General features: G+C 69.6%; 20 protein-coding genes and 1 tRNA gene. 10 read left to right on the top strand and 11 right to left on the bottom strand.

Features of this window, described 5'->3' with window-relative positions; genetic code table 11:
* Nucleotides 1-159 precede the first annotated feature (159 nt).
* From EV644_RS22025 to EV644_RS22010, 4 genes are read right to left on the bottom strand one after another with little or no spacing between them, the layout of a single operon-like run.
* Nucleotides 160-1,365 (bottom strand): MFS transporter, encoded by a 1,206-nt coding sequence (locus EV644_RS22025; protein WP_132190593.1) that lies wholly within the window; start codon nt 1,363-1,365, stop codon nt 160-162.
* A gap of 60 nt (nt 1,366-1,425) precedes the next feature.
* On the bottom strand, nt 1,426-1,830 hold the full coding sequence (locus tag EV644_RS22020; protein WP_132190592.1) for a RidA family protein: 405 nt from the start codon (nt 1,828-1,830) through the stop codon (nt 1,426-1,428).
* Nucleotides 1,831-1,846: 16 nt separating this feature from the next.
* Nucleotides 1,847-2,584, bottom strand: coding sequence for an IclR family transcriptional regulator (locus tag EV644_RS22015; RefSeq protein WP_132190591.1), 738 nt, complete (start codon nt 2,582-2,584; stop codon nt 1,847-1,849).
* On the bottom strand, nt 2,581-3,600 hold the full coding sequence (locus tag EV644_RS22010) for a sugar kinase (protein ID WP_132190590.1): 1,020 nt from the start codon (nt 3,598-3,600) through the stop codon (nt 2,581-2,583). The genes EV644_RS22015 and EV644_RS22010 overlap by 4 nt, the downstream gene beginning before the upstream one ends.
* Before the next feature lie 154 nt (nt 3,601-3,754).
* Between EV644_RS22010 and EV644_RS22005 the strand changes: the two genes are divergently transcribed.
* The 3 genes from EV644_RS22005 to EV644_RS21995 are packed head-to-tail and all read left to right on the top strand — an operon-like array spanning nt 3,755 to nt 7,326.
* The gene (locus EV644_RS22005) at nt 3,755-5,074 is read left to right on the top strand and encodes a type III PLP-dependent enzyme domain-containing protein (RefSeq protein ID WP_132190589.1); all 1,320 of its coding nucleotides are present in this window, start codon (nt 3,755-3,757) and stop codon (nt 5,072-5,074) included.
* Nucleotides 5,075-5,092: 18 nt separating this feature from the next.
* Nucleotides 5,093-6,700 carry an N-acyl-D-amino-acid deacylase family protein gene (locus tag EV644_RS22000; protein WP_132190588.1) on the top strand — a complete coding sequence of 536 codons (1,608 nt, stop codon included), beginning with the start codon at nt 5,093-5,095 and terminating at the stop codon, nt 6,698-6,700.
* The gene (locus EV644_RS21995) at nt 6,697-7,326 is read left to right on the top strand and encodes a bifunctional 4-hydroxy-2-oxoglutarate aldolase/2-dehydro-3-deoxy-phosphogluconate aldolase (protein WP_132190587.1); all 630 of its coding nucleotides are present in this window, start codon (nt 6,697-6,699) and stop codon (nt 7,324-7,326) included. The genes EV644_RS22000 and EV644_RS21995 overlap by 4 nt, the downstream gene beginning before the upstream one ends.
* Nucleotides 7,327-7,369: 43 nt before the next feature.
* Here the strand turns inward: EV644_RS21995 and srmL are convergent, their stop codons facing one another.
* Nucleotides 7,370-8,488 (bottom strand): PheS-related mystery ligase SrmL, encoded by a 1,119-nt coding sequence (gene srmL, locus EV644_RS21990; RefSeq protein WP_132190586.1) that lies wholly within the window; start codon nt 8,486-8,488, stop codon nt 7,370-7,372.
* 247 nt (nt 8,489-8,735) lie between these two features.
* Between srmL and EV644_RS21985 the strand changes: the two genes are divergently transcribed.
* Nucleotides 8,736-9,767: an alpha-hydroxy acid oxidase gene (locus tag EV644_RS21985; protein WP_132190585.1), complete on the top strand. Its 1,032-nt coding sequence runs from the start codon at nt 8,736-8,738 to the stop codon at nt 9,765-9,767.
* A gap of 218 nt (nt 9,768-9,985) precedes the next feature.
* Here EV644_RS21985 and rplA read toward each other — a convergent pair whose 3' ends face one another.
* The 5 genes from rplA to EV644_RS21960 form a co-directional block, all read right to left on the bottom strand.
* A complete protein-coding gene (gene rplA / locus EV644_RS21980; protein WP_132190584.1) occupies nt 9,986-10,708 on the bottom strand; it encodes a 50S ribosomal protein L1 in 723 nt (240 codons plus the stop codon).
* Between the two features lie 95 nt (nt 10,709-10,803).
* Complete coding sequence (rplK, locus tag EV644_RS21975) at nt 10,804-11,235, bottom strand: 50S ribosomal protein L11 (protein WP_132190583.1); 432 nt, start codon at nt 11,233-11,235, stop codon at nt 10,804-10,806.
* Nucleotides 11,236-11,247: 12 nt separating this feature from the next.
* Nucleotides 11,248-12,402, bottom strand: coding sequence for a transcription termination/antitermination protein NusG (gene nusG, locus EV644_RS21970; protein ID WP_132190582.1), 1,155 nt, complete (start codon nt 12,400-12,402; stop codon nt 11,248-11,250).
* A 58-nt stretch (nt 12,403-12,460) separates the two neighbouring features.
* Nucleotides 12,461-12,703, bottom strand: a complete 243-nt coding sequence (gene secE / locus EV644_RS21965; protein ID WP_020388149.1) for a preprotein translocase subunit SecE — start codon at nt 12,701-12,703, stop codon at nt 12,461-12,463.
* 55 nt (nt 12,704-12,758) lie between these two features.
* Nucleotides 12,759-12,831: transfer RNA gene (locus EV644_RS21960), tRNA-Trp, on the bottom strand.
* Nucleotides 12,832-13,170: 339 nt separating this feature from the next.
* On the opposite strand from EV644_RS21960, the gene EV644_RS21955 reads away from it, so the two are divergent.
* The 3 genes from EV644_RS21955 to EV644_RS21945 all read left to right on the top strand — a co-directional run bounded on the left by EV644_RS21955 (nt 13,171) and on the right by EV644_RS21945 (nt 16,963).
* The gene (locus EV644_RS21955) at nt 13,171-14,364 is read left to right on the top strand and encodes a pyridoxal phosphate-dependent aminotransferase (RefSeq protein ID WP_132190581.1); all 1,194 of its coding nucleotides are present in this window, start codon (nt 13,171-13,173) and stop codon (nt 14,362-14,364) included.
* Between the two features lie 94 nt (nt 14,365-14,458).
* Nucleotides 14,459-15,514, top strand: a complete 1,056-nt coding sequence (locus EV644_RS21950) for an adenosine deaminase (RefSeq protein ID WP_132190580.1) — start codon at nt 14,459-14,461, stop codon at nt 15,512-15,514.
* 78 nt (nt 15,515-15,592) lie between these two features.
* Nucleotides 15,593-16,963 carry a TrpB-like pyridoxal phosphate-dependent enzyme gene (locus tag EV644_RS21945; protein ID WP_132190579.1) on the top strand — a complete coding sequence of 457 codons (1,371 nt, stop codon included), beginning with the start codon at nt 15,593-15,595 and terminating at the stop codon, nt 16,961-16,963.
* Here the strand turns inward: EV644_RS21945 and EV644_RS21940 are convergent.
* Complete coding sequence (locus EV644_RS21940; RefSeq protein WP_132190578.1) at nt 16,960-17,469, bottom strand: hypothetical protein; 510 nt, start codon at nt 17,467-17,469, stop codon at nt 16,960-16,962. The genes EV644_RS21945 and EV644_RS21940 overlap by 4 nt on opposite strands.
* Before the next feature lie 173 nt (nt 17,470-17,642).
* Between EV644_RS21940 and EV644_RS21935 the strand changes: the two genes are divergently transcribed.
* Genes EV644_RS21935 through EV644_RS21925 form a run of 3 tightly spaced genes read left to right on the top strand, consistent with a single transcriptional unit; the run spans nt 17,643 to nt 20,625 of the window.
* Entirely contained in the window at nt 17,643-18,962 is a 1,320-nt protein-coding gene (locus tag EV644_RS21935; RefSeq protein ID WP_241998611.1) for an NsdA family TPR-like regulatory protein, read from the top strand.
* Nucleotides 18,963-18,975: 13 nt separating this feature from the next.
* Nucleotides 18,976-19,593, top strand: a complete 618-nt coding sequence (locus EV644_RS21930; RefSeq protein WP_132190577.1) for a 2'-5' RNA ligase family protein — start codon at nt 18,976-18,978, stop codon at nt 19,591-19,593.
* A 15-nt stretch (nt 19,594-19,608) separates the two neighbouring features.
* Complete coding sequence (locus EV644_RS21925) at nt 19,609-20,625, top strand: hypothetical protein (protein WP_132190576.1); 1,017 nt, start codon at nt 19,609-19,611, stop codon at nt 20,623-20,625.
* Nucleotides 20,626-20,906 lie beyond the last annotated feature (281 nt).

Genomic DNA, 20,906 nt, shown 5'->3' with positions numbered 1-20,906 from the left:
AAGGGCGTGAAGAAACTACTCTCACTTACTTGTCACCTGCGCGGGCCGCCCACGAGCTTGTGGGACCTTCAGTTGCTCCGGGAGCAACGACCAGCGGTCTTCGGCAGCCTCAAGAGTAACCGGCCGTGACGCCGCCACCAAATCGGTTACCGGGGTCAGCTACTGCAGAGCCTGGGGAAGGCTCGGAGCCTGGGGACGCGGTGGGATCCAGCGGCTCATGGCGAAGGCCGCGGCCCAACCCGTGAGCCCCATGAACAGTACAGCCGGGGCCAGACTGGACAGAGCCGTCACCGCCGCGATGAGGAACGGGCCGGCGCCGTTGCCGGTGTCGGCGAAGAGGCGGAAGGCGCCGAGGAACTGCGCCCTGCCGACCGGCGGGGACGCGTCCGCGCCGAGCGTCATGATCACCCCGGCCCCGAGCCCGTTGCCGATTCCCATCAGCAGCGCGACCGCGGTCAGCGCCGCACCCGAGTGCGTCAACGGCAACAACAGGTGCGCGAGACCGAGCACGAGCATGGACGGTACGGCGACCCACTTGCGGCCGAACCGGTCCATCACGGACCCCGCCGGATAGAAGAGAAGCATGTCGACCGCGCCGGAGATCCCGAAGATCAGACTCGTCGTCTGCGGATCCAGCCCGATGTGCTCGGCCCAGAGCGGGATCACCACCTGCCGGGACGCGCGGACGGCGCCGACGAGGAGCGCGCCGATTCCCAGCGTCCGCAGTACAGGGAGGTGTTCGTGGATGACGGCGCGGGTGGACTGCAGGACCACCGGGCGGCCGGCGCGACTCCGGCGTACGGACTCGATGTCGGGGAGGCTGAGCAGCACTACGCAGGCGAGGGCCGCGGCGACGAGGTGGACCCAGTAGGCGCCGTCGGTGCCGAGGAACTTCATCGCGAAGGCACCCAGGAACGGCCCGATGAACGACCCGATCCGCTGGACGCCACCAAGCGTGGACAGCGCCCGCGCCCGCATCTCCAGGGGTACGGCCTCGCTGAGGTACGCCTGCCGGGCGAGACCCCAGACGGCGCCGGCCAACCCCGTCGCGCCGATCGCGACGGCGAGACCCCAGACGGTCGGGACGACCAGGCAGGCGACCAGTGCGACGGAGACGAGGCCGGTGGCGAGCAGCATCGCGCGGCGCTCGCCGATCCTCGTGGTGAGCGCACCGGCGGGGATGTCTCCGATCACCTGGCCGACGCCGGCCGCCGCGACGACCAGACTGGCACCCGCGAACGAGGCGCCCAGGTCGCGGGCGGACAGAGCGACAACGGGAGCGATCGCCCCCTGGCCGATGCCGTACAGCAGCGCCGGCAGATAGACCGAGGGGGCGATCTTCCAGAGACTGACGGGGTCTGCCATCCGGTCTATCGTCCCATCCTCAATTAAGTAATGAGATGGCAGTCCCGCGGGTCGGATGGGTCAGGACAGAACTGCGAGGGCGTCGATCTCGACCAGCATGGGCTCGAGCGGGAGGCCGGTGAAGACGGTGGTCCGCGACGGCAGCACGCCGCTCGGAGTCCGGGTGCCGACGAACTCGGCGTACGCGTCGTTCATCGGGACGAAGTGGTCGCGGGTGGTTAGGTAGACGCGCAGCATCACGACGTCGTCGAAGGTGGCGCCACCGGCCTTCAGGATCGCCTCGATGTTCTGCAGGACCCGGGTGGTCTGCGCCTTCACGTCACCCTCGAAGACGAACTGGCCGCTCTCCGGGTCGACGGAGCCCTGGCCGGACACCTGCAGGATGTTGCCCTTGCGGACTCCCTGGGAGAACACCGGCATCGGTGCGGGGGCGTCGGGGGTGGAGATGACGGTCTTGTCGGTCATAGGAGGTTCCTCTCGATCAGTTGGTGTAGTCGGCGCCGATGGCCGCCGCGGTGGCGAGCAGGTCGGGCAGCAGCTCGAGCACCTGCTCATAGTTGAGCAGGACGTCGGGGACCGAGACGGACACGGCTCCCACCACCCGGCCCGAGCGGTCGGCGATCGGCGCTCCGATGCAGTTGATGAAGGACTCGTGCTCGGCCCGGTCGTGGGCCCAGCCCTGCGCCCGGACCCGGTCCAGCTCGTCGCGCAGTTCGTCCGGGCCGGAGATCGTGTTCGGCGTGTACAGGTGATAGTCGATGCTGGCCAGCAGAGCCTCGCGCTGCCGCTTCGGCTGTGCGGCCAGCAGGACCTTGCCGACCGCGGTGCAGTGCAGCGCCGCCGGGACGCCGATCTGCGAGTACATCCGGACCGACTGGACGCTGTCGAGCTTGTCGATGTAGGTGACCTGCCCGTTCTCGTACGCCGCCAGGTGCACGGTCTGCCCGGTCTTCTGATTGAGCTGCCGCAGGTGCGGCGCGGCAACAGCCCGTACTACGTGTTGCTCGCGGGCCGCATCCGCCAAGGAGAACAGCCGCGAGCCCAAGCGGTACCGGTGCGACTCGTCGCGGCGGACGAAGCGCTCGGCCTCCATCGTGCGCAGCAGGCGCAGCACTGTCGTCTTGTGCACGTCCAACTCCGTCGCGAGCTGGTCGAGCGAGCGGTCGCCCTCTCCCAGACTCGCCAGGATCTGCAGGGCTCTGGCCAGGCTCTGACTCACACCGAGCCTCCCACCAGGGCTGCAGATTTGATACCGGCAGAACCGACCTGTGTCCCGGCCCAGTCCTCGTCCGAGCAGGCGAGCAACGCCTGCCGGACAGCGGGCGGAGGCGGAGCCGCGTGGTCCTGACGCACGGCCAGCACCGCAGCGGCGCTCAGGTGCCCCAGCCGCAGCCGCTGCTCCATCGGCATGCCCTGCAAGGTCCCGGCTAGGAACCCGGCGGCGAAAGCGTCCCCGGCCCCCACTGGCTCCACCACGTCGACAGTGAGCGCAGGAACCTCCGTACGACGACCGTCCGGCCCCAACGCGAGCGCGACGTGCGCGTCCGACTTCACCACGATCGTCGATCGAGGCCCGAGCAGTTCGCGCAGCTTGCCGGGATCACTGGTCCCGGCGAACAGCATCGCCTCGTCCGCCCCGATCAGTACGACGTCGGCCGCGCGCAGCAGTCGCCACAGTGGAGCCGGATCGTTGCCGCGCCACAACGCGGGACGCCAGTTGAGGTCGACGCTCAGGGTGAAGCCCAGGGTCTCCTTCAACGCAGCCAGGCGATCGAGCATCCCGGCGGAGGTGGTCGAGATGGCCGCGGTGATCCCGGTGGTGTGCACGAGTTCGGCGCCGACCAAGCGGCTCCGCACGGCCGGCCGATCGAGGAAGTCCGCATCCATCGCCGACGCTGCGGAGCCGGAGCGGTAGTAGTGCATCCGGGTGCGCCCGCCGACGCTGTCCTTCACGTACAGCCCGGTCGGCCGGACCGGATCCTCCTCGACGGCGCCGACCTCCACACCGCGGACCTGCAGGTCGCGCACTACGTGGCGGCCGAAGCCGTCGGCTCCGACGCGCGAGATCCAGCCGGTCGGGATGTCCAGCGCAGCCAGCCCGCCCGCGACGTTGCACTCGGCGCCACCCACGGAGCGCCGGAACGTCTCGGCATCCTCCAGCGGGGCACCGGTCTCGGCGGCGAGCATGATCATCGCCTCGCCGAGGCAGACCGCACGCGGCGCCAGGTCGACCATCAGGTGTCCTTTCACCGCTGCGTTGACGGAGTTCTGGCGTGATGCTACAACCGGCACGTCAGAATGCGCAACGACTGTTGCGTCATATGCAATCGGAGTAGCTTGGGCCCAGACTTAGCCCCGCCAAACCGATCATCGATCAGCAGAGGACGTCATGTCAGCTTCGTACGATGCCGCCGCCGTCGCCGCTCTGGCGGACCAGCCGATCAGCTGGCAGGACAAGGCGTTGCCACCGTCCTTCTGGGGCCGGACCGTCGCCGAGGTGCTGGCCGGCAAGCCACGCCTGTCCAATCTGCCGACTCCGCTGCTCACGTTGTCCGCGCCCGGCCTTCAGCACAACGTCGCCACCCTCGCCCGCTGGTGCGCCGAGCACGGCGTCGACCTCGCGCCGCACGGCAAGACCACGATGGCCCCGGCGCTCTGGGCGGCTCAGCTCGAGGCCGGCTCCTGGGCGATCACGCTGGCGAACGCCTTCCAGCTCGGGGTCGCCCGGACCTACGGAGTGAGCCGGGTGATGATCGCCAACTCGGTGATCTCCCCGCTGCAGTTGCGGTGGATCGCGGACGAGCTCGCGGCCGACCCGGACTTCGAGGTGATGGTCTGGGCCGACTCGGTCCGCACGGTCGAACTGCTGGACGCCGCTCGCGCTGCCCACATCGGTCCCGACGCCCGGCGGCTCGACGTACTGGTCGAGGTCGGTGGGGCCGGCGGCCGGACCGGTGTGCGCGATGTCGCGACCGGAGTCGCGGTGGGCAACGCGATCGCCGACTCGCGGACCCTGCGCCTGGCCGGGGTGGCCGGCTACGAAGGAGCGATCGCGCGCGGGGCTGACGAGGCCGGGCTCGAACACGTCCGCTCGTACCTCCGCGACCTCGCCGCGGTCCACACCAGCCTGCAGGAGCAGGACCGGTACGACGCTGACGTCGTACCGGTGGTCAGCGCCGGCGGCAGCGCGTACTTCGAGCAGGTGGCCGAGGTGCTCGCACCGCTCGGCAAGAACGGGGCGCGGGTGGTGCTGCGGTCCGGCGCTTACATCGCGCACGACGACGGGTACTACCGGAAGGTGTCGCCGCTCGGGTCGGCACCGCGTACCGACGGCGAACGGCTGATCCCGGCCATGCACGGCTGGATACGGGTCACCTCGCAACCCGAACCAGGGCTGGCGATCTTCGACGCCGGCAAGCGCGACCTGCCCTTCGACGAGGGCATGCCCGAGCCGCAGGTACTCCGGCCGCGGGCCGCCGGGGACTCCGCCCGGCCGGTCGACGGGATGACGGTGACCAAGCTGAACGACCAGCACGGGTTCCTCCGCTTCTCCCCGGACGGCGAACCGCCGCTGGTGATCGGGGACGAGCTGCGGGTCGGCCTGTCGCACCCATGCACGGCCTTCGACAAGTGGGGGCTGATCCCGGTCATCGACGACCCGGATGCCGACGACCCATTCGTGGTCGACCTGGTCCGCACCTTCTTCTGACGGGCCGGCGATCCCCTGATGACCGAACTGCTGATCACCGGCGCGACCGTGGTCGACGGCACCGGCGCGCCCGGAGTGCGGGCCGACGTCGCCGTCGACGCCGGCCGGATCGTGGCCATCGGCAACGACCTGCCGGCTGCGTCATGGACCATCCCGGCGGACGGGCTGGTGCTGTCCCCCGGCTTTATCGACATGCACGCCCACTCGGACCTGCAGATCCTGGCCAACCCGGACCACCTGGCGAAGGTCAGCCAGGGCGTCACGCTGGAGGTGCTCGGCCAGGACGGCCTGTCGTTCGCGCCGATCGACGACGCCACCCGTTCCGCGGTACGGCGCCAGATCGCCGGGTGGAACGGCGAGCCGGACGACTTCGACTTCTCCTGGTCCAGCGTCGCCGGGTACCTCGACCGGCTGGATCGGGGGATCGCCTGCAACGCTGCGTACCTGGTCCCGCAGGGCACGCTGCGGATGATGGTGGTCGGCACCGCCAACCGCCCGGCCACCTCCACCGAGCTCGCGGAGATGAAGCGGCTGCTCGCCGAGGGCCTCGAGCAAGGCGCCGTCGGGATGAGCAGCGGGCTCACGTACACCCCCGGGATGTTCGCCGACACCGCCGAACTGATCGAGCTGTGCCGGCTGGTCGCGGAGTACGGCGGCTACTACAGCCCGCACCAGCGGTCGTACGGCAAGGGCGCGCTGGAGGCGTACGGCGAGATGGTCGACGTGGCGCGGGAGTCCGGCTGCGCGCTCCACCTCACCCACGCGACGATGAATTTCGAGCCGAACAAAGGTCGAGGCGTCGACCTGCTGGCGATGATCGACGAGGCGCTGGCCGGTGGCATCGACATCACCACCGACACCTATCCTTATTTGCCGGGGGCAACCACTTTGTCGGCGATCCTGCCGAGCTGGACCGCCGAAGGTGGCCCGGACGCGTTGCTGGCCAGGCTCGCCGACCCGGCTGATCGCGAGCGGATCGCCTACGAGCTGGAGCAGGTCGGCACCGACGGCAGCCACGGCTGCGTGACGGACTGGAACACCATCGAGATCAGCGGCGTGCGGAACCAGACCCTGAGCGGCGCGGTGGGCAACACCGTCGCGGCGATCGCGGCCGGCATCGGCAAACCCCCGTCCTGGGTGTTCTTCGACCTGCTGGTCCGGGACAACCTGGCGACCACGATCCTGCAGCACATCGGGCACGAGGAGAACGTGCGGGCGATCATGAAGCACCCGGCCCACACCGGTGGTTCGGACGCGATCCTGGTCGGCGGCAAACCGCACCCCCGGGCCTGGGGCACCTTCCCCCGCTACCTCGCGCGCTACGTCCGCGAGCTGGGCGTGCTCGAGCTCGAGGACTGCGTGCACCACCTGACCGGCCGTCCCGCAGGCCGCCTCCGGTTGAACGATCGCGGGCTGGTCCGTGAGGGGTATCACGCCGATCTGGTGCTGTTCGACCCGGCGACCGTGCGCGACACCGCGACCTTCGACAACCCCCGGCAGCAGGCCGAAGGGATCCCCTGGGTCCTGGTCGGTGGCGTCCCCGTGATCGCCGACGGCCGGCGTACCGACGCACTGCCCGGGCGCGCGATCCGCCGTACCGCAACCAACCGAGGAGAGAGTGCATGACCACCCTGGACCTGCTCCGCAGCGACCGCGTGCTGAGCGTCGTACGGGCGCCGGCGATCGACGACGCGCGGGACCTGTGCTCGGCGCTCGTTGCCGGCGGCATCCATGTGATCGAGCTGACGTTCACCACCCCGGACCTGCCGCGGCACCTGGACCGCGCCGCTTCCGGCGACACCGGAGCCGTGGTGGGCGCCGGCACCGTGCAGACCGCGGAGCAGGCTCGCGCCGCGGTCGACGCAGGCGCGCAGTTCCTGGTCACGCCCGGGCAGGGTCCTGAAGCGGCTGCGATCGTGGCGGCGGCGCACGACGCGGGGATCCCGATCGTGCTCGGCGCGTTCACCCCGTCCGAGGTGATGACCGCGGTCGCGCTCGGCTCCGACGCGGTGAAGATCTTCCCGGCGCACCACCTGGGACCGAAGTACCTGAAGGACCTCGGCGGGCCGTTCCCCGGCGTACCGCTGGTCCCGTCCGGCGGTGTGAACGCCGGCAACGCCCGGCAGTTCCTCGACGCCGGCGCGCTGGCGGTCAGCGCCGGGACCGACGTGGTGTCACCGGCCGACGTGGCAGCCGGCCGCTGGGCCGACATCACCGAGAAGGCATCCACCTTCTGCGCAGCGTTGCGCTGATCCCTCCGGGGCTGGTGTTCACCACCAGCCCCGGAGGTACTTGCTACCCGATCAGTTCGAGCACCGGGCCTTCATGCAGAGCCGTGTAGACCAGGTCGCGGAGGTGGTTGGCCTCGGCGTCGGTGAGCGTCCGGTCCAGTGGCCTGAGGATCAGCCTGACCAGGACGTTGCGTTGCCCCGGCTCGAGCTGCAGCCGGGTTCGCGCCGCCTCCGGCAGGTTGTCGTACGACGTCTCGCCGCGGACCTCGACGGATTCCGCGGCGTCCGCGTCGGGGCCGAGGGCGTTGCGGACGCGGTCGCCGAGCACCTCGGCCGAGGTGTCGACGTCCGGCCCGACCACCACCGACAGATCACGCCGTACCGCGGGCATCGCGGAGACCGGCTTGTACGGCTGCAGGTCGAGCATCTGCTCGGCGACCCGGGGATCCGTTGACCGAAGCAACCGGATGTCCCGGATCCCCTTGCGCAGCATGAGCAACCGGTCCAGGCCAGGCCCCATCGCCAGGCCCGTCCAGCTCTCGTCGAGCCCGGCCGTGCGCAGTACGTGAGGCGCCGCGACCCCGCACTCGCCGATCTCGATCCACTGGTCGTCGAGCAGCACGTCGATCTGCCGGCCGTGGGTCGTGTACGGGTGGACCGCCGGCACAGTCCGGTAGGTCTGCCCGGGCAGCACAGTGGCCACCAGCCGGGCGATCATTTCCTCCAGCTCGGGCTCCCCGAGCGTCACGTTGCGGCTGATCCGCCACAGATCCAGCTGGTGCGGCGTACCGGTGTGCTGCCAGTCGACTGAGTCGCGCCGGTAGCAGATCCCCGCGCACACCATCAGCACGTCGGTCGAGTCGGACGCGCCGAGCTCGCGCAGCGCCGGCGGGATCATCGCCGACGTATGACTGCGCAGTACTTCGCCTTCCGAGGCGTAGCGCGTATACCGCGCCTCGCGGGTGACCGCCCCGGCGGCGTACCCGAGGTTGTCGTAGTTGTCGGCGAGCGAGACGACCGGGTGATCTCGGCGGGTCCAGATCTCGGTGTACGGCCACGCGTGGCCGAGCGCGGTACGGAGCTGCTCGACGATCAGCTGGATCGCGTGCGGTCCCTGGGCCGGGTCGGCGAGGTCGCGCAGAGCAAGAGTGTTGTTCAGTTCTTCAGCGGTCAGAACAGACATCGGAGTTCTCTCCAAGGGAGCAGCGGGTTCGAGGGGGACAGACACCCCGACCGGCCGCGGTCACCTCAGGAGAGAGCGCAGCAGCAGCTCACCCCGTCGGCACCGCTGTGCCGGCCGGGGCGGAGAAATCGCCGCTCGTACTGCTTCACGGGACCAACTTTACCTGGCTGGGCAACCTCTTTCCTGGCTTGGCCACCTGCCGGCACGCGCCTTCCGACAGCGCCTTCCGGATGGCAGGATCAGGCCTATGCGATGGATCGACAGCCTGGAGGAGGCGGCCGCCGAGAAGCTGCCGGAGCCATTGCACCGGTATTTCCGGCAGGGCTCCGCCGGTGGGATCAGCGCGGGCGAGGCCGTCGCGGCCTGGAGCTCGTACCGCTTCCGTCCCCGCGTGCTCACCGACGTGTCGACCGTGGACATCTCGACCACAGTGCTCGGTACGCCGGTCGACCTGCCGGTGCTGGTGGCTCCGACCACGATGCAGCGGCAGGCCGATCCGGGCGGCGAGGCGGCGATGTCGGCGGGCGTCGCCGCGGCGAACTCGGTAATGGGAGTGTCGAGCAACGCCGGTACGACGTTCGCCGAGATCGGGGCGACGGGTGCGCCCTGGTGGCTGCAGATCTACGTGGTGAGGAACCGCGAGGTGACAGTCAAGATGCTGGACGCGGCGGTCGCGGCCGGCGCGCGGGCCGTCATCCTGACCGCCGACACCCCGGTGGTCGGCCGCAAGGAGGACGACGGGCCGACGGTCTGGGAGGTGATCCAGTCGGGCCACCTGCTGGCGAACCTCGACGAGAGTCAGTACACCGCGGAAGACCTCGGCAAGGCCGACGACCTGACGCCGGACGTGATCGGCTGGCTCGGTGAGCGCACCGGGCTCCCGGTCCTGGTCAAAGGCGTCCTGCGCGGCGACGACGCCAAGCGCTGCGTCGACGCGGGAGCGGCCGGGGTGATCGTGTCGAACCACGGCGGCCGCCAGCTCGACGGCTCCATCTCGACCGCGCAGGCGCTGCCCGAGGTCGCGGAGGCCCTCGAGGGCACCGGCGCCGAGATCTACGTCGACGGCGGGATCCGGCGCGGGGAGCACATCCTCGCCGCCCTCGCCCTCGGCGCTCACGCCGTCTTCGTCGGCCGGCCGGCGCTCTGGGCACTCACGGTCGGCAGTTCCGACGCGGTCACCCGCCTGCTCGGCGACCTGGGCGCAGAGTTCGAGCACGCCCTCCGCCTGGCCGGCTGTCAGCGTATCGCCGACCTGACCCCGGACCTCGTTGCCCGCTGATTCGCCCCGATCCGACCGCCGCCCGGAGTCCGTACCGGAGGGCGCTGCGACTTCACTGCGGGAGCGCTTGATCCGGTCCTATCGTTGATCACAGGTGCGGCTACCGCGTGGTCGCGCTGTTGCGATGGGGACGCGGGTATCAGTAGAGACAGCGAAATGCCCCGGTCCGCCGACCGGGGCATTTCGTTTGTCCTGCGGGTACTACGAGACCGCGAGGCTCAGGCCTCGGGGTTCTCCTCGAGCAGGTTGTGGGTGGCGTTCGGGTCGACCTGGACGCCCGGACCCATCGTCGTCGAGAAGACGGTCTTCTTGATGTAGCGGCCCTTCGAGCTGGAGGGCTTCAGCCGGAGAATCTCCTCCAGCGCGGCGCTGTAGTTCTCCACCAGCTGGGCCTCGTCGAAGGAGACCTTGCCGATGATGAAGTGCAGGTTCGCGTGCCGGTCGACCCGGAACTCGATCTTGCCGCCCTTGATGTCGGTGACAGCCTTCGTCACGTCCGGGGTGACCGTACCGGTCTTCGGGTTCGGCATCAGACCACGCGGGCCGAGCACGCGGCCCAGCCGGCCGACCTTGCCCATCAGGTCGGGGGTGGCGACGACGGCGTCGAAGTCGAGCCAGCCGTCCGTCACCTTCTTGATCAGGTCGTCGTCGCCGACGAAGTCGGCGCCGGCGGCCCGGGCGGCCTCGGCCTTCTCACCGGTGGCGAAGACGAGGACCCGTGCCGTCTTGCCGGTGCCGTGCGGAAGGTTGACGGTGCCGCGCACCATCTGGTCGGCCTTGCGGGGGTCGACCCCGAGGCGCATCGCGACATCGATGGTGGAGTTGAACTTCTTGCCGGTCGCGCCCTGCTTGGCGAACTTGATCGCCTCGAGCGGGGTGTACAGGTGGTCGAAGTCGATCTTCTCCGCGATCGCGCGGTAGCTCTTGCTGCGCTGAGTCATGAGTGTTCCTCTCTGGGATGTGGTGTCACGGGCGGCGCTTCGCCCTTCCACGGGTACTGGTGGTGCTCAAAGTTCCAACGACGGTGCGGTGGGACTTATTTCTCGACGACGACACCCATCGAGCGGGCGGTGCCCTCGATGATCTTCATCGCGGCGTCGATGTCCCGGGCGTTCAGGTCCGGCATCTTGGTGGTGGCGATCTCGCGGACCTGGTCCTTGGTGATCTTGCCGACCTTGTCCTTCTGCGGGACGGCCGAACCCTTCTGCAGGCCCGCGGCCTTCTTGATCATCTCCGGCGCCGGCGGCGTCTTGGTGATGAAGGTGAAGGAGCGGTCTTCGTAGATGGTGATCTCGACCGGCACGACGTTTCCGCGCATGGACTCCGTCTGGGCGTTGTACGCCTTGCAGAACTCCATGATGTTGACGCCGTGCGGACCGAGCGCGGTACCGACCGGCGGGGCCGGCGTCGCGGCACCGGCCTGGAGCTGCACCTTCACGAGGGCAGCGATCTTCTTCTTGGGAGGCATTCTCTCGGGTCCTTAGACTTTCTGGATCTGGCTGAAGCTGAGTTCCACCGGGGTCTCCCGGCCGAAGATCTCCACCAGCGCCTTGATCCTCTGGGCGTCGGCATTGATCTCCGTGATCGTGGCGTGCAGGGTCGCGAACGGCCCGTCGACCACCATGACCGAGTCGCCCACACCGAAGTCGGCGACCTCGACCTTCTTCTTGGCCGCGGTCTTGGTGGGTGCGGCACCGGTCTCGGCAGCCGCCGCCTCGGCCGCCGCCACGACGGCCGGAGCGAGCATCTTCTCGACCTCTTCGAGGCTGAGCGGGACGGGCTTCTGGCTGTTCCCGACGAAGCCGGTCACCGACGGCGTGTGCCGCACGGTCGACCAGGACTCGTCGGTCAGGTCCATCCGGACCAGCACGTAGCCGGGGAGCACGGTGCGCTTGACCATCCGGCGCTGCCCGTTCTTGATCTCGGCGACCTCTTCGGTCGGCACGACGATCTCGAAGATGTAGTCCTCCATGTTCAGGGAGTTGATCCGGTTCTCCAGGTTGCCCTTGACCCGGTTCTCCATCCCTGAGTACGTGTGCACCACGTACCAGTCGCCGATCTGGGAGCGCAGCGTGCTGCGCAGCTCCTCCAGCGGGTCGCCCGGCTCCTCCGGCTCGACCTGCTCGGCGACCACTTCCTCGACCTCGGCCTCGTCCGCGACGGCCTCGGGAGCTTCGTCGCTGGCGTAGACGACCTCGTCGGGCTCGGTCTCGGGCTCGGTAGTGTCGTCCGGCGCGGTCTCGGCGGTCTCGGCGGCCAGCTCGTCCGTGGCGTCCTCGATGTCCGCCTCGGTCACCACCTCGTCGTCCTCGGCGGCGCTGGCGGCCGCGACGACCACCACCGGCTCGTCGTCGGAGTCGTCGGTGTCGGCCGGGCCGTCCTCGGCCTCGTCGTCGGCGGAGTACTCGCTGTCGGCGGCGACCGGCACGTCGTCATCGTCCTCGTCGACGGAGGCCTCTACGTCGAGCTCCACGAACGGGTCGTCGTCGTCGGCCTTGAACAGGTCGTCGTCATCGTCGTCCGAGTCGTCGAGGTCGAAGTCGAGATCGTCGTCGGAGTCAGCGGATACGTCGAACTCGTCCTCCACGTCGAGGACCTCGTCGTCGCGCTGGTCGGACACGTTGTACTCCGTCATCTGTGCATCGGGGTGGTGGAACCGGTGAGCTCGGGCTGGTGGTTCGGGGCGGCCGGGATCAGCCGAAGATCTTGAACATCGCCCAGCCGAAGGCGAGGTCGAGCACCGACACGATCGCGATGACGAACACCACGAAGGTCAGGACGACCACGAAGTAGGTGGAAAGCTGCTTGCGGGTCGGCCAGACGACCTTGCGGAGCTCGGCGACCACCTGGCGGTAGAAGCGCAGCAGGCGGTTGCCCGACTTGCTCTCCGCAGGCTTGCCGGCGCCGGACGGTGCCGGGGTGCGCGTCTCCGTCACGACCTACCTCTTTCGCTAGCGGCGGCCTGGCCGGCCCTTCGCCGGTCAGGATTTGCAGGGCACGAGGGACTTGAACCCCCAACCTTCGGTTTTGGAGACCGATGCTCTGCCAGTTGAGCTAGTGCCCTCTGCAAAGTTCCGAACGCCGCTGGACCTGATCTCGGGCATGCCGAGTCAGGGCCATCTACGCCCGGACTAGAAGAGTGTACGGGGTCGGGGCCACCTGGTCGAACTGAGCCCCAGGCCGCTCCGGCTCCCCGCCACGGCGCCGAACTCCCGTGCACTTCCGGCCGGACGTCGTACTGCGGGCAGAACCATACCGTCTCCACGCAGCACCCAACGCCAGGGGGCTCGTGACAGTTCCGACCAGCCCCGGGGCACCACCTTGCGGCGGGCGGAGAGGCACGGACGGTCAGCAGGTGATACCCAGATGTCAGCGCACGGGCGGCAGTGTCAGGATGGGAGCCATGGTCTCCCGCATCTCCGCACGTATCGGTGCAATCAGTGAATCGGCCACCCTCGCTGTCGACGCGAAGGCGAAGGCCCTGAAGGCGGCCGGCCGGCCGGTGATCGGCTTCGGCGCCGGCGAACCGGACTTCCCGACGCCGGACTACATCGTCGAGGCAGCCGTCGAGGCCGCTCGCGATCCGAAGAACCACCGCTACAGCCCGGCGGGCGGGTTGCCCGAGCTGAAGCAGGCGATCGTCGACAAGACGAAGCGGGATTCGGGGTACGAGATCGAGGCCGCGCAGGTCCTGGTGACCAACGGTGGCAAGCATGCCGTCTACAACACCTTCGCGACGCTGCTCGACCCGGGCGACGAGGTGCTGCTGCCGGCGCCGTACTGGACCACCTACCCGGAGGCGATCCAGCTGGCCGGCGGGGTGCCGGTCGAGGTGCTGGCGGACGAGAGCCAGGACTACCTGGTCACCGTCGAGCAGCTCGAGGCGGCCCGGACCGAGAAGACGAAGGCGCTGCTGTTCTGCTCGCCGTCGAACCCGACCGGCGCGGTGGACACCCCGGAGGCGGTCGAGGCGATCGGCCGCTGGGCGCTGGAGCACGACATCTGGGTGATCACCGACGAGATCTACGAGCACCTCACCTACGGCGACACCGAGTCCACCTCGCTGCCGGTCGCCGTACCGGAGCTCGCGGACCGGACCGTGGTGCTGAACGGGGTCGCCAAGACGTACGCGATGACCGGCTGGCGGGTCGGCTGGATGATCGGCCCGAAGGACGTCATCAAGGCCGCGACGAACCTGCAGTCGCACCAGACCTCGAACGTCTGCAACGTCGCGCAGCGGGCCGCGATCGCCGCGCTGACCGGCGACCTGAGCGCCGTCGACGAGATGAAGGTCGCCTTCGACCGGCGCCGCAAGACGATGGTGCAGATGCTGAACGAGATCCCCGGCGTCGAGTGCCCGGAGCCGACCGGCGCGTTCTACGCGTACCCGTCGGTCAAGGGTGTGCTCGGCCGGGAGATCAACGGCCGGACCGCCACCACGTCCGCCGAACTCGCCGCCATCATCCTCGACGAGGCCGAGGTCGCGGTCGTCCCGGGCGAGGCTTTCGGCGCCCCGGGCTACCTGCGCCTGTCCTATGCCCTGGGCGACGCGGACCTCACCGAAGGCGTCTCCCGCATCGCCAAGCTCCTGAGCTGACCAACACCTGATCACCCCTCGGGCGGGCGCAGCAGAACCTCTGCAGCGCCCGCCCGGTTTCGTGGGTCGGGCCAGGTCTCGGTAACCTTCTGTGATGACGGATCGGGACCTGCGGCTGCTGCCGAAGACCCACCTGCACCTGCACTTCACCGGCTCGATGCGGCACCTGACGCTGGTCGAGCTGGCCGACAAGCACGGCGTCCGGTTGCCCGACGCCCTCCGCACCGACTGGCCGCCGGAGCTGTCCGCGGCCGACGAGCGCGGCTGGTTCCGGTTCCAGCGCCTCTACGACATCGCCCGCTCCGTACTGCGGACCGAGGACGACGTGCGCCGGCTGGTCCGCGAGGCCGCCGAGGACGACCGGGCCGACGGGTCCCGCTGGCTGGAGATCCAGGTCGACCCCTCCGGCTACGCGAACCGCTTCCACGGGATCACCGACTTCACCGATCTGGTGCTCGACGCCGCCCGCGACGCGTCGGCCACCACCGGCATCGCAGTACAAGTGGTCATCGCGGCGAACCGAACCCGTCACCCGCTCGACGCGCGTACCCTCGCCCGGCTCGCGGCGCAGTACTTCGGACGTGGTGTCGTCGGGTTCGGGTTGTCCAACGACGAGCGGCGCGGGACGACGTCGGAGTTCGCCCCGGCCTTCCGGATCGCGCGGAACGCGGGGCTGCTGGCGACTCCGCATGGCGGCGAGCTGTGCGGGCCCGCGACGGTGCGGACGTGCTTGGACGAGCTCGGAGCGGGCCGGATCGGCCACGGCGTGCGCTCGGTCGAGGACCCGGACCTGTTGAAGCGCCTGGTCGACGCCCAGGTCGCCCTGGAGGTCTGCCCGGCATCCAACGTCTCGCTCGGCGTCTACCAGCGTGCGGAAGACGTGCCACTGCGCCAGCTGTACGAGGCGGGCGCACGAATCGCGCTGGGAGCGGACGACCCGCTGCTGTTCGGCTCCCGCCTCGCCGAGCAGTACGAGACCGCCCGCAGCGTGCACGGCTTCACGGACGCTGAGCTTGCGGATCTAGCACGTGGGTCGGTGCTCGCCTCCACAGCACCAGCCGAAGTACAGAAGACCCTCCTGACCGACATCGACACCTGGCTCGGCGTCACCCAGCCCGCACACTCACCTGCACCAGAACCCGCGTACTAGCCGCCAGCCGGTCTCGCCCCACCCGATCGCGCGGGGCGGGGATTGCGCGGGGTCCGTGGGCGGCCTTACTTTGCGGAGATGATGCCGACCAAGATCTTGCTGCCCGAGGACGAGCTGCCGACCCGCTGGTACAACGTGCTGCACGATCTGCCGACGCCACCGCCGCCGGTGCTGCATCCCGGCACCGGGCAGCCGGTGGGGCCGGACGACCTGGCGCCGCTGTTCCCGATGGATCTGATCCTGCAGGAGGTGTCGCAGGACCAGTACGTCGACATCCCGGGTGAGGTGCTCGACGTGTACCGGCTGTGGCGGCCGAGTCCGCTCTACCGGGCGCACCGGCTGGAGAAGGCGCTCGATACGCCGGCTCGGATCTACTACAAGTACGAAGGTGTCTCCCCGGCCGGCTCGCACAAGCCGAACACGGCGGTCCCGCAGGCCTACTACAACGCGAAGGCCGGGATCCGGAAGCTGACCACCGAGACCGGCGCGGGCCAGTGGGGAACCGCCCTGGCGTTCGCGTGCGCGCAGTACGGGCTGGAGTGCGAGGTCTGGCAGGTGCGGGCGTCATACGACCAGAAGCCGTACCGGCGGACGATGATGGAGGTCTTCGGGGCGACCGTGCACCCGAGCCCGTCCGAGCTCACCGAGTCCGGCCGCAAGATCCTGGCCGAGGACCCCGACTCCAGCGGCTCGCTCGGCATCGCGATCAGCGAGGCGGTCGAGATGGCCTTGCAGGACCCGACCATCCACTATGCGCTCGGCAGCGTGCTGAACCACGTCCTGCTGCACCAGACGATCATCGGCGAGGAAGCCCTGATCCAGCTCTCGATGGTCGGCGAGACCCCGGACCTGCTGGTCGGCTGTACCGGCGGCGGCTCGAACTTCGGCGGGCTGGCGTTCCCGTTCCTGCGGGAGAAGTGGGCCGGGCGGATGGCCCCGGTGGTGCGCGCGGTGGAGCCGGAGGCCTGCCCGTCGCTGACCCAGGGCACCTACGCGTACGACTTCGGCGACACGATCGGGATGACGCCGCTGATGAAGATGCACACCCTCGGGCACGACTTCGTCCCGGACCCGATCCACGCCGGCGGCCTGCGGTACCACGGGATGAGCCCGCTGATCAGCCACCTCTACGAGACCGGCGAGCTGGAGGCGATCGCCAAGGCGCAGTCCGAGTGCTTCGCCGCGGGCGTGCTGTTCGCCCGGGCCGAGGGCATCGTGCCGGCGCCGGAGCCGACCCACGCGCTGGCCGCCACGATCGAGGAAGCCCAGCGCTGCAAGGAGTCCGGCGAGGAGAAGGTCATCCTGACCGCCCTGTGCGGACACGGTCACCTGGACCTGGCGGCGTACGACGCCTACCTGTCCGGCTCGATGACTGACCGGGCCTGGGATGACGCCGATCTCCAGGCGTCCGTCGCCAAGGCGCTCGAACGGCTGCCGGCCATCGGCTAGCGCCCGCGCTTCCACCAGGGCTTGGGCTGCTTGGGGATCGCCTGGAGCCACGCCTCCGGGATGGCCCAGCCCTTGGTGGAGATGCGGTCGAAGTACTCCGCCTTGAGGCTGTCCGGGAGCCAGTAGGTGGCTCGGTCGTGGTGTACCACCTCGAAGTACGTGGTGCGCCTGCCCTTGCTCCAGACGGAGGCCGAGGCGGAGCAGTAGGCGAGCCGGGTGAAGTCCCAGCGGCTCTGCTCGTCCCCGACGTCATAGGAGCGCTCGGCCGCGGTCAGCAGGCGCCGCGCCGGCTCCCGGTCGGCGGCGATCTCGTCGATCAGCCCCTGCACCACCGCACGGTCGTCGGTCATCTCGTTCGGCAGCACCAGGCCGCGCGGGTCGATCACCGTGTCGCTCAACCGCGGCAGCGCGACCTCGAGGAACGTCTCCAGCAGCGCGAAGCCTTCCTCGGCCCGGCCGAAACTCCGGAGTTCCGCACGCAACGTAGTGATCGCCTCTTCAGCCACACGGTCACCCTAGGGTGTGACCCCATAGCGCACCCAGGGGTGGTGTTGGGAGACCTTCTCGCGGGGCAGGGATCCGGGCCATCGCGGGGCATCTCGGGGCATCGTGGGGCAAGTCGTCCACAGGGGCCTTTTCGGCCATCGCGGAGCGTGTTCGGACCCCTACAGTGGCGGCCATGTCAGAGGCCAACGGGTTGTTGCGGGCGGCGCGGGAGCGGACCCCGTCGCGCCGCGCACCAGGTGAACACATGTCCCGCGCGGAGCTGGCGGAGGCCGTCTGCACCTGGTTGTGGGAGACCACCGATACGCAGTACGACCTGGACGGGCACTACATCGCCAAGCTCGAACGTGGTGCGGTGCGCTGGCCGGGCGCGGCGTACCGATCCGGGCTGCGGTTCGTCCTGAACGTTGCCACCGACAACGAGATCGGCTTCGCCCCGCCGCCGGGCGCGGCCGGTCAGCTCGACCTGGACCTGAGCAGTTGCTCGACGATCGGGCTCGAGGACGACGTGGTCGACGCGGGTGACGAGTCGGTCGCGCTGCTGGCGCTGGCGGAGGAGTCGAACGTCGGCGACCTCACCGTCGAGCAACTGCACGCGGACATCCGCCGGATCGCGCAGAACTACCTCAAGGTGCCGACCAAGCCGCTCTTCCTGCGCTGCCGGGCGATCCGCGACCGCGCGTTCCGGCTGCTCGCCGGGAGGCAGCCACCGAGCCAGACGCGCGATCTGTACGCCGCGGCCGGGTGGGCGCTCACGCTCCTCGGCTGGATGTCGGTGGACCTCGGCCGGCCGGACATCGCGGAGAGCCACACTCGGACCGCGTGGGCGTGCGCCGAGGCGGCGGGGAACGACGAGCTCCGCGCGTGGGTGCGCGCGACCCAGCACACGGCCGCCTTCTGGCAGGACGACTTCACCCGCGCCGCGCGGTACGCCGAGGACGGACTCCAGTACGCCGCGGGCACGTCCGCGCTGTTCCTCGCGAGCGTGGCGGCGGTGGACCTGGCGCGGTGCGGCCGCATCGACGACGCCCGGGACGCCCTGCACAACGCGAAGCACACCCGGATCAAGCCGGGCCTGACCGAGCTCGGCGGCCCCTTTCTCTGTACTCCGGAACGCGCCGAGGGGATCTGGTCAGACGCCCATCTGGCACTCGGCGAAGCGCAGTACACGCTCGACCACGCCGACCGGGGGGTCGCGCTGTTCGAAGCGGCTCCGCATTCCCTGCGCAACTACGGGTCCGAGCGGATGGTCCGCCTGCAGCAGGTGAAGGCGCGCCTCGAGCTCGGCGTGCTGGACGGCGCGCTGGAAGCACTCGGCGCCGTGCTCGCCACCCCCACGGAGTACCGCGTCCGGCCGTTGATCCACCGGATCAGCGAGGTCGCGGCGATCACCAGGACCGAGCGGTACGCCGAGGAACCGAAGGCCCGCGCGATGCACGAGGGCATCCGCGAGTTCATCCGCCGCCCCGCGACCACGCGCGGCCGGCTCGACTGACGGGAGCCCCGAGATGTTCGACGAAGTCCGCGACCACTGGTACCTGCGTCCCGGCTGGCGTGAGGACCGCTCCTTCTATACGTGGCACCTGACCTTCGCCGACGATCCTGCCGTCGCGCGCCTGTTCTGTGCGTACGAGGCGGTGGTCGCGGCGATGCCAGGGATCGCGCCGGTGCCGCTCGAGTGGTTGCACCTGACCCTGCAGGGCGTTGGCTTCGCGGACCGGGTGGAGCCGGGCGAACTGCGGGCGATCACCGAGGCGGCCGAGAGCCGGCTGGAGCGCTTCTCGCCCTTCGACGTGACGATCGGCCCGGCCGTGGTCGACCCGGAGACCGTCCAACTGCCCGTCACCCCGGCCGAGCCACTCCAACGCCTCCGCAACACGATCCGCGCCGCCATCGGCGACGTCTGGGGCCCAGATGCCGTCCCGGAACTCCCCGCCCTCAACCCCCACATCACCCTCGGCTACTTCACCACCCCAGCCCCCGCCGCGCCCTTACTCGCCAAGCTCGCCGAAGCCCCCGCCCAAACGGCCATCACCACCGTCGCGTCCGTCTCCCTCATCACCCTCACCCGCTCCCCCCACCTCTACCACTGGACCCCCGTCACCACCCTCCAGCTGACTCCCTAGTGAAAGGCCATCGCCGTGGATGAGGCTCCTACCTGCGACCAGCTGAGGGCTCGCGCCCTGCTCGTGCTCGCGGACCGTCTGCCCAGCGGCTGGCGCATCGAGCCGGGAACAATCCTGACCTCGCCGGAAGGCCTGTCAGTCGAGCTGCGCTTGTCGATCCACCAGACCGTCGAGGTCCAGGACGTGCCGCGGCTCCGCAACCAACTGAACGAGACAGGCCGTCCTGGGCTGGTCGTCGCCGATCACCTGTCCGCCCCGGTGCGCAGGCGCCTGACCGAGACCGGTCTCGCCTTTGCCGACTGCACCGGCAACCTGCTGCTGAACGTACTGCGCCCCGACCTGTTCATCTCCGACCGCGGTACCGACCGCGACCCTTGGCGGAAACCGGGTACTGCGGGAACGTTGCAGGGAGCCGACACAGCCGCGGTCGTCAGAGCGCTCCTCGACTACAACGGCCTGTGGACCACGCGCGACCTCGTCTCGATCACGAAGATCCCCACCCCGCAGGTCCATCGGATCGTCGATCTGCTCGAGGCTGAAGGTCTCGTGGCGCGCCATTCACCCGGCGCCATCGCCGTACCGGACTGGGCGCCGCTCCTCCGTCGCTGGACCGACGACCTCGGCTTCGTCCGCAACAACCGCCTGACCCGCTGGAATGCACCTCGCGGCCTGGAACCGCTGATGACCCGGATCCACACCGCGGGAATCCCCCACGCGGTCACCGGCCCACTCGCCGCTGCTCATTGGGCCGACGGCACAGCCCCACGCTCCGCGATGATCTACACCCCGGACGCAAACGCCGCTGCAGCAGGCTGGAACCTCACGCCCGCAGGCCCCCGCGCCAACGTCCTCCTAGCCGAACCGGCAACCGACATCGTCTTCATCCGAGCCCGAACCCGCCCTACCAACAGCCGCACCGTAGCCCCGGCCCAGATCGCCGCAGACCTCCTGACCGGCCCCCTAAGCACCCAACGCCAAGCCAAACACTTCCTCCGCTGGCTGCACCTCAACAACAAATCCTGGCGCCTCTGACAGCGACTACCCGAACGCGCAGAACCCGGCTCACCAACCAAGTGGCTGGCTGCCGGGCCGGAAAGTCAGAGGCCCCGGCGACATGACCAAGGTCAGCGGTCCACCGGGGCTTTCATCACAAACTCTAGCAGTCCGAGGACCACAGATGATCCACCGAGACCCGCCAACGGCCGGGCCATGGGTCGAGCGCCACCAGCTCCGCGTCACCGAGCCCGACTCGCCGCTCGCGGCCGGGGTCAAGGTGCTGGCCCGGGCGCATCAGGGCCTGATCCAGGAACGGA

It is taken from the genome of Kribbella orskensis (assembly GCF_004342085.1).
Taxonomy (GTDB): domain Bacteria; phylum Actinomycetota; class Actinomycetes; order Propionibacteriales; family Kribbellaceae; genus Kribbella; species Kribbella orskensis.
The sequence above is the reverse complement of the archived record's forward strand: the minus strand, read 5'-3'. Positions and strand labels throughout refer to the sequence as shown.

Coding starts and splice junctions, on each gene's coding strand:
- EV644_RS21950 (WP_132190580.1), top strand. CDS start 14,459: ATGACGGATCGGGACCTGCGGCTGCTGCCGAAGACCCACCTGCACCTG.
- EV644_RS21995 (WP_132190587.1), top strand. CDS start 6,697: ATGACCACCCTGGACCTGCTCCGCAGCGACCGCGTGCTGAGCGTCGTA.
- EV644_RS22020 (WP_132190592.1), bottom strand. CDS start 1,830: ATGACCGACAAGACCGTCATCTCCACCCCCGACGCCCCCGCACCGATG.
- nusG (WP_132190582.1), bottom strand. CDS start 12,402: ATGACGGAGTACAACGTGTCCGACCAGCGCGACGACGAGGTCCTCGAC.
- EV644_RS21935 (WP_241998611.1), top strand. CDS start 17,643: ATGTCAGAGGCCAACGGGTTGTTGCGGGCGGCGCGGGAGCGGACCCCG.
- EV644_RS22000 (WP_132190588.1), top strand. CDS start 5,093: ATGACCGAACTGCTGATCACCGGCGCGACCGTGGTCGACGGCACCGGC.
- EV644_RS21985 (WP_132190585.1), top strand. CDS start 8,736: ATGCGATGGATCGACAGCCTGGAGGAGGCGGCCGCCGAGAAGCTGCCG.
- rplA (WP_132190584.1), bottom strand. CDS start 10,708: ATGACTCAGCGCAGCAAGAGCTACCGCGCGATCGCGGAGAAGATCGAC.
- rplK (WP_132190583.1), bottom strand. CDS start 11,235: ATGCCTCCCAAGAAGAAGATCGCTGCCCTCGTGAAGGTGCAGCTCCAG.
- EV644_RS22005 (WP_132190589.1), top strand. CDS start 3,755: ATGTCAGCTTCGTACGATGCCGCCGCCGTCGCCGCTCTGGCGGACCAG.
- EV644_RS22010 (WP_132190590.1), bottom strand. CDS start 3,600: ATGGTCGACCTGGCGCCGCGTGCGGTCTGCCTCGGCGAGGCGATGATC.
- EV644_RS22025 (WP_132190593.1), bottom strand. CDS start 1,365: ATGGCAGACCCCGTCAGTCTCTGGAAGATCGCCCCCTCGGTCTATCTG.
- EV644_RS21955 (WP_132190581.1), top strand. CDS start 13,171: ATGGTCTCCCGCATCTCCGCACGTATCGGTGCAATCAGTGAATCGGCC.
- srmL (WP_132190586.1), bottom strand. CDS start 8,488: ATGTCTGTTCTGACCGCTGAAGAACTGAACAACACTCTTGCTCTGCGC.
- EV644_RS21930 (WP_132190577.1), top strand. CDS start 18,976: ATGTTCGACGAAGTCCGCGACCACTGGTACCTGCGTCCCGGCTGGCGT.
- EV644_RS21945 (WP_132190579.1), top strand. CDS start 15,593: ATGATGCCGACCAAGATCTTGCTGCCCGAGGACGAGCTGCCGACCCGC.